This window comes from Actinomadura terrae (genome assembly GCF_022751215.1).
Lineage (GTDB): Bacteria > Actinomycetota > Actinomycetes > Streptosporangiales > Streptosporangiaceae > Spirillospora > Spirillospora terrae.
On record NZ_JAICDG010000012.1, the window covers coordinates 1 to 6,934 of the forward strand.

Annotated in this window: 6 protein-coding genes; all 6 read right to left on the reverse strand. The window is 70.5% G+C overall.

Annotated elements, in window-relative coordinates; all coding sequences use genetic code 11:
• Nucleotides 1-356 precede the first annotated feature (356 nt).
• The 6 genes from K2F47_RS39815 to K2F47_RS39840 all read right to left on the reverse strand — a co-directional run bounded on the left by K2F47_RS39815 (nt 357) and on the right by K2F47_RS39840 (nt 6,660).
• Nucleotides 357-1,121, reverse strand: coding sequence for a pentapeptide repeat-containing protein (locus tag K2F47_RS39815; protein WP_242911446.1), 765 nt, complete (start codon nt 1,119-1,121; stop codon nt 357-359).
• The gene (locus K2F47_RS39820) at nt 1,111-1,545 is read right to left on the reverse strand and encodes a hypothetical protein (protein WP_242911447.1); all 435 of its coding nucleotides are present in this window, start codon (nt 1,543-1,545) and stop codon (nt 1,111-1,113) included. Before K2F47_RS39820 ends, K2F47_RS39815 begins: the two co-directional genes overlap by 11 nt.
• 489 nt (nt 1,546-2,034) lie before the next feature.
• Nucleotides 2,035-2,880: a cyclin family protein gene (locus K2F47_RS39825; RefSeq protein WP_242911448.1), complete on the reverse strand. Its 846-nt coding sequence runs from the start codon at nt 2,878-2,880 to the stop codon at nt 2,035-2,037.
• The gene (locus tag K2F47_RS39830) at nt 2,880-3,587 is read right to left on the reverse strand and encodes a ParA family protein (RefSeq protein ID WP_242911449.1); all 708 of its coding nucleotides are present in this window, start codon (nt 3,585-3,587) and stop codon (nt 2,880-2,882) included. Before K2F47_RS39830 ends, K2F47_RS39825 begins: the two co-directional genes overlap by 1 nt.
• Before the next feature lie 96 nt (nt 3,588-3,683).
• Complete coding sequence (locus tag K2F47_RS39835; protein ID WP_242911450.1) at nt 3,684-6,137, reverse strand: hypothetical protein; 2,454 nt, start codon at nt 6,135-6,137, stop codon at nt 3,684-3,686.
• A 322-nt stretch (nt 6,138-6,459) separates the two neighbouring features.
• Nucleotides 6,460-6,660, reverse strand: a complete 201-nt coding sequence (locus tag K2F47_RS39840) for a hypothetical protein (protein WP_242911451.1) — start codon at nt 6,658-6,660, stop codon at nt 6,460-6,462.
• Nucleotides 6,661-6,934 lie beyond the last annotated feature (274 nt).

A 6,934-nucleotide genomic window follows, 5' to 3' on the forward strand; every position in this document is an offset into this window, starting at 1 on the left:
AGCCACCCTCACCCCGCCCAGGCCAGCGGTTCCAGCCTGGTCGGGGCGACGTGTGAAGTAGTCGCAGACTTCGTCCGCTGAAATAGCGACTGCTTGGAGTATCCGAACGGAAATTAGCGGTAGACGCCTCCACCTGCGGTGACGTCGGATTCCAGACAGATGGTGCGCCCACTCTCTGTCCGGCTCGCCGCCCACATCGCCGCTGGTAGCGGACTCAACCGCTAACCACCGTTCCGATCCTCCTCACGGTCCTGCCAGGGGAAGGCTGAGCCACCGCCTGCACCCGCCGCCTGGAGCGCCGCGCCGAACGCGAGACCTGGTGCCGCCGACACTCGCGCCCGGGGCCTCGGAGCGGGTCAGCTTACTGGGACCGGGGTCCGGTCCGACGCACCACCGCTCCCGGCCACCACCCACACCCCCGGCGCGACCTCCTCCGACTGGTCCCGCATCCGCTTGGCCATACCCGCAGGCCACCGCGTTCCCGGGGCCGACCATTGCACCCCTACCAGGGTCACGTCGGTCAGAATCGCGCCGATCAGGTTCGCACCGGACAAGTTCGCGCCGGTCAGGTTCGCATCGGTCAGGTTCGCATCGGTCAGGTTCGCGCCGATCAGGTGCGCACCGGTCAGCTCCGCGCGGACCAGGTACGCCCCAGTCAGATTGGCGCGGGTCAGGGTCGCGCGAGTCAGCTTCGCACCGGTCAGGTACGCGCCGGACAGATCCGCACGGAGTAGGTAGGCGTCGGACAGATCTGCTGCGGTGAGTGTCGCGCCGGACAGGTTTGTGCGAGCCAGGGACGCGCCAGCCAAATACGCGCCGATCAAGCCCGCCTCAGCGAGGGTCGCCTCGGACAGGTTCGCGTCGCGCAGAAATGCGCCGATCAGGTTCGCGCCAGACAGATCCGCGCCGGACAGATCCGCGCCACGCAGTCGTGCACGAGCGCGGATAGACGATCGAGCGATGCCAGGTGCGACCTCATTCGGGAGGGGTGTCCGGGCCAGGGCGCCGATGAGCCTGCCCAAAGCGCTGGTGGCGGAGAGACCACGGGGCGATGCCGGGGCCGGCTGCGGACTGCGGGCCAAGGCAGCGATCAGGCGCCCGGCAGGACGATCAGGGCGCATTACCGCCACCTTCGACCGGGGAGTTGCTCGCCTGCGCGCCCTGCACCTGGCTCGGCTGAGGTGGCGCTGGCGCCAAGGTCGGCAAGGGCTCGGGGGCTACTGAGGCAGGGACCGTGATACTGGATCCGTCCACGGTCAGTGGCACCAGCCTGAATAGCCGTTCGATCACCAGCGGCGCCGCCACCCCGGCCCCGAAGGCTCCAATTGCGCCGACGATCTGCCCGTCCCAAGCCATCACAGCGGCGACCGTGCCCCCGACGCCGACTCGAATCACCACCGACACTACGAACGCGGCCATGCCCTGCGGGATCGGACGACGCCAGTTCCAGCGCCGCCGCGACCGGCGAATGTGGGTGTACAGCTCCAGCGCCTCCACGCATAAACCGCCGCCCAGGCCGAACAATGCCGCTTGCCACCATGCCATGCACCGAACCTAGACCGCGTCTCCTTGTATGTACCCCATGTCCGTCCGTAACTGGACGAACATCCGTACGCGGCCGCCCAACGATCCAGAGGGCTGGCGCCATGCCTATCAGGGGCGCCGGTAAGAAACGTGTCACAGACCCCAAACGAGCGCGGAGCGTGACCGGCGAGTTGACGTAACGTCTCATCCCGGCCACCGCCCACCCGACCGTGCACAGACGCCGACCTGCGCCGACATCCTCCCCGCGCACACGGCCGCCCGGTTATCGGGGCGTGCCCCGGCGGCCGGTGCCCGCCTTATCCCGCCGTGCCCGGACCGCAATCCGCGCGCCGCCCCGGCGCCGGGCACAGCCCGTGACCTGGCCGGACGGACCGGACTTGCGGCGTATGACACGTCCGTTAACGGCACCCCAACTAGGCTGGCCGTCCAACGTTTCGTTACCGCCCTTGGCGTCCATCCCGGGCGTCCGGTGGATCGCCTACCGGAGGGTCACTGATCCTCGGCGAGCGCGGTGGCCTCGAGTTCGTCCAGGAGCGCGCGCAGTTCCGCGACGACGGCACGGGCTTCCTCCGGTCTGGCCCGGGCGGCAGCCCGAAACGCCGGGCGAGAGACGACACGTCGCACCGTGGTGCGGAGCCGGTCGGCCTCGACGGTCCACGCGGCGGTGGGGTCGGTGGGGCCGGTGTCGCCTTGCACGTCGCGGTCACGTGCGAGATAGGCGCGGATGTCGTCGGCGGCCGTGGCGGGATCGAATCGGTCACGGATCTGCTGGACGACGTCGGCCAGGATGGCGGCGGTGACCTTTCCGGTCTCGGCTACGGTGCCGTACACGGTCACTGCGGCCTCGGGGCCGTGCTGGGAGGCGATCGGCAGGAGCTCGCGGACCTGTCCCTCGTTGAGGGAGGCGAGACCAATTGGTCTCAGTTGCTCGGCGATCGGCCATGCAGCGATCAGGCGGTCGGCCTGGCGGCGGCTGATCTCCCACCGTTCGGCGCAGTACGCCTCGAACGAGGGGTAGTCGTCGCTGTACAGGCGCCGGTCCCGGATGGTCTGCAGCGCTTTCCCGGCGGCCCAGAACGCCAGCCGCAGCCCGTCGATCGCGGCTTCGCACACGGCGAGGTCGGCTCGGTCCTGCTCGTCTAGCTCGCCTTCGCCGGTGGCGGGCCGGGGTGTGGGGACGGCCGATGCCGGGTCGCTGAGGCCGCTGGTGGTCGTGGCCTGCACGGTGGGCGAGGGGTCCTGTTCGGGTGCGGTCCAGGGTGGGGAGACATCGGCGAGTTCGTCGCGCCGGGCGATCAGGTCCTCGAAGCCGCGGCGCTTATTGGTGGCTGCCATCACCGGGCTCCGTTGCGTCCGATGTTGAGCAGCAGCTCGGTGTGGACGGCGGCGACGTCCTCCCGGATTTTAGGGGCGTACCGTTCGCTCCACCGGGTGATGGGGATGCCGGCCTTGAGTGAGTTGGGCCAGGCGCGGTACTGCCGGACGAACGACCGGAAGTGCGGGATGCCCTGCTTCTCCAGGGTCTCCCACGCGTCGACCACGTGGTCGGCGCCGACTTGGGGGTTGGCTTTGGTCACCACCACGGCGTGCGGGACGCCGAGTTCGGCGACGCGCCGTGCGGTTCGGAGCGTCGGCAGGACCGATTCGGGTTCGTGGTCGTAGGGGATGAGCACGAACGTGGAGGCGCGCACGATCCGCGAGAGGATGTCCTGGCCTTCCAGGCTGCCGGGGCAGTCCACGAACACGGTGTCGAACCCGCGCAGCTGGCGCACGTCTTGGACCCGGTCGGGGTTTTGCTCGTGGACGACCTCGTAGCCGGGGTTGTCCATCACGCTGGTCAGGTCGTAGGCGTTGGCCTGGGGGTCGATGTCCCAGACGAACGCGCGGCCGTTGGCCTTCACGGTGTGGGCGGCCAGGGCCAGCGTCAGCATCGTCTTGCCGACGCCGCCCTTTTGGTTGGCGATGGTGATCAGGTAGCTGTCTGTTGTCCGGACGTCGGTCGGACCGCTTGCGCCGCTCGGAGCGGTGGCATCGGTGGTCATGGCGTTCACAGTCCCACACCAGGCGGGCCGACTCCCAGCACCCGCCAGGTCAACACGTCGACAGCAACCGCAACATGGCCGGTTCGCCGACCGCGGTCACGGGTCTGGTCCCGCGGCGGCATCGGTGAGGATCTGCTCGCGTTCGGCGTCGGTACGCGCGGCCAGGAGGCGGCGGGCCAGGGAGGCGCCGCGGTGGGCAGCGTTCTCGTGGGCGTCCCGCCGTGGGGTGATGATCTCGTGGGCGGGCGGCGGTACCGGTGTCGGCTGCGGATCGAGGGGGGTTTGTGAGGCGGGTTGGGCGGGTCGTCGCGCCTGGGCGACGGCGGGGGCCCGAGCTGGAGTGTCGTCGGGTGCCGGTGCCGGGGCGGGGACCACCGCAGGGGTTGGTGGGGGGCATTGCTCGCGCACCTGTCGCCGAGGGTTCGGCGCAGGCGGGCTGCCGGTACTCATCCCGGGAGTTTCCACGTCGGCACTGGAGGGTTCGGAGCCGGTGGCCGTCCAGGCGTCAATCAGGTCCACGTCGGGGGAGGGGTCGGGGGCGAGGTGGTGCTCGGGGATGAGCCGGTCGTGTTCGGCGAAGGCCGCCTCCAGGGCGGCGAGGTCGGTCAGGGCGAGCTCCAGCGGGCGGACGGACTCAAGGAAGGTGCGCCAGTCGGCGCGGTGAGCGCGGTAGGTGGCGATGCGTTCGCGGTAGAGGTCGAAGGCGCCCAGTTCGGCAGCTGCGTCGTCCAGGGCGCGGCCCCCGCGGTGCCAACCGTCGGGGCCGCGTACCGCCAGCCCGTACGCGCCGAGAGCAGCGAGGGCGTCGGTGACGGCCGACGCCGAGAGCACGGCGCGGCGCTGCAGTTCGATCGGTCGGGCGTCGAGGGTGCTGAGCGTCTCGTACAGCAGCGCGCAGACGGGGCCGAGTTCGTCGGCGAGCCAGACGGGGTGACCGCTCTCGATCCGCCCGGCCTGCAGCACAGTCCGAGTGGTCTCGGCGCGGTAGGTGTGGGGGGTCCGCAGCATGTAGCAGTCGGCGTCCAGATCACGGCCTCGGTGGACGAGGTCGACCAGCGGGTCGTGCTCGGCGCGTAGCTCGGCTAGGACGGTCGCGACGGTGCGCCAGGACAGACCGCTCATCAGCGCCAGGGACCGGCAGCCGAACGCGGTCGTGATCTCGCCCGACAGCCGCACGGCCAGCGCCAAGGCTCGCAGCACCAGGCGGGTGGAGACAGCTCTCCGCCCCCAGCCTTTACAACGTACAGGATCGCGCTCGGCCAGCCACACCGCAGTCTGCCAGCGGGTCAGCTCCCGGTGGGCGGAGACGGGCAGCGAGGGGGTATCGGTCAACGCGCGGGGGATGGGCCAGTGCGCACCAGGAGGCTTCGTGGGCGGGGGGTGTGTAATTGAGTTCATGTGCGAGTTGCGGCCATCCCGGTGACGGGCCCGGCTCTCCTGTGTTTCTCGCGCGGCGGCTTCCCAGTCGCGGGTCAGGACCGCGTGGCGTTGGCTGGGGGTGCGGGTACCGAGCAGAAGGCCCAGGCCTGCGAACGCCCCGCCGGGGCGTGCCTGCTTCAGGACTTCACCGAACATCCACCCGGCGGCCGTTGCACTGCGCAGCACCGCGTACCGGGCCTCTGAGGGCGAGGCGTACGGCGTGCGTTCGGGCTGCAGATGGGGGGCCTGCCAGGCGCCGGTGGTGGCCAGTTCGGCGAGCCGCAGCGGCAGGGGACGGCGGCCGCCAGGCCGCGGCACGAAGGGGCGTCCCTGGCCGTCCAGATGCCACAGTCCCGGGATCGGCGCTGACAACGACGGCGCCGGGTCCACGGCCGCCCGCTCTGCCGCCAGCTGCTCCTGTAGCCGCCCCCAGACCCGTGGTCCACACGGGCGCCGCAGCGCCGCTGCGGCCTGGTCCCAGGGCATCGTCAACGCCATGTAGCCGATCAGCCGCCCGGTCCGGCGGAACGTCCCGTTGGGCTGCTCGACGGGTTCGCGCTTGTAGGGGGACCCGGCGATCCGGATCTGTCCGGACCTGCTCAGCATCGGCGCCGGATCCAGCGTGGTGAACCGGTCGGCCAACGCGACCGCGACATCGCGCAGCTCCTCGAACGGGACCGCGCGGGCGAGTTTGAGGTAGACATGGCGGCCGCCGGACGGCGACATGTCGTGCACGACCCGGCCACCGCACTGCTCAATGAGTTCCGCGAACGTCGCGGCCTCGGCCGCCACCAGCGCGGCCGGGTCCGCGGCACCGGCCACCTCGGCCTTGCTCACATCGAAGTCGCCGACCAGCAGCCGACCGGTCGTCGCACCGTCCGCGGCGGCGGTGTAGATGGAGATGGTGGAGGGCTCGTCGGGCACATCCTCAACGCGGAACCGCAGGCGCCTGCCGTCAGGGAAGTTGTCGCCACCGTCCGGACTACGCCGAGCCCACGGGGTCGCCGCCAGGCGCGGGGCCAGCAGCAGCCACGCCTCGGCCGCGTCCGGTCCCGACCACATATCGGGTTCGGTGAACCGGCGCGCGTCGACGGCGGTGCCGCGTTGGCCGTGGAGAGGATCATGCTCCACGGCGGGCTGGGGCCCGGCCGAGTCCTTTTCACCGCTGATCGTTTTCGGCACCCCGCAGGCGGGGGATGAAGGACTTGCCGGAGGTTGGTGGTTTATGCTGTCCTCCGGACGTCATCGGACGCCCCGACACCACGGAGCACCGGCCAGCACGGCCTGGTAAGCCAGCAAGGCAGCGCCGGACGGTGATCGCGGTGACCGGGGACGGTTCGGAGAAGGCCCCACGCGCGGGAAGCCGGGAAGCATCGGCGCGGGGGCCTTCTGGTTTTTACGGCGCTCTCATGGTTCTCCTTCGTCGCCCTGGGGTGGGCGCTGTCCTCACGTGTCAGGCGGTCAGGTCGAGCTGGGCCGGTGGCGTGTCGGCCAGCTCGTCGGCTTCGATCAGCAGTTCCAGATAGCGGGTGAGCGAGACGCCCCGTGCTGCGGCGCCCCGCTCGGCTCTCTCCTTGATCCCGGGGGCGACCCGGCCCTGCAAAAGCGCGTGCGGGCGCCGGTTGGGACGCTTCGGCGTTCGTGTGGCGACCATGCTGGTCATCCTGGCCACTTGCCTGATGGCATGCCACTCTCGTGACGGCGTGTCGCGTCACGGTCTTGTCGCAGAGTGCAAGTTCCCCCGCAAACGATCTACTCCTATCCGGCCAAAGCCGTCCCGACGTCAGGACCGAGACGGGCACCGTGGCAGAGCGAGCCCCTTTACGTCTCGGGCTGGCGGCCACGAGCGGGGCGGTCGGTGTCATCTGCGCCCTTTCGTCCTGATAAATCCGCTGGGGTGAGTGGGGCTGGTGGGGTTTGACGGGCCG

Excerpts from the sequence above, each read along its gene's own strand:
- K2F47_RS39815 (WP_242911446.1), bottom strand. The coding sequence starts at position 1,121 with ATGCGCCCTGATCGTCCTGCCGGGCGCCTGATCGCTGCCTTGGCCCGC.
- K2F47_RS39820 (WP_242911447.1), bottom strand. The coding sequence starts at position 1,545 with ATGGCATGGTGGCAAGCGGCATTGTTCGGCCTGGGCGGCGGTTTATGC.
- K2F47_RS39825 (WP_242911448.1), bottom strand. The coding sequence starts at position 2,880 with ATGGCAGCCACCAATAAGCGCCGCGGCTTCGAGGACCTGATCGCCCGG.
- K2F47_RS39830 (WP_242911449.1), bottom strand. The coding sequence starts at position 3,587 with ATGACCACCGATGCCACCGCTCCGAGCGGCGCAAGCGGTCCGACCGAC.
- K2F47_RS39840 (WP_242911451.1), bottom strand. The coding sequence starts at position 6,660 with ATGGTCGCCACACGAACGCCGAAGCGTCCCAACCGGCGCCCGCACGCG.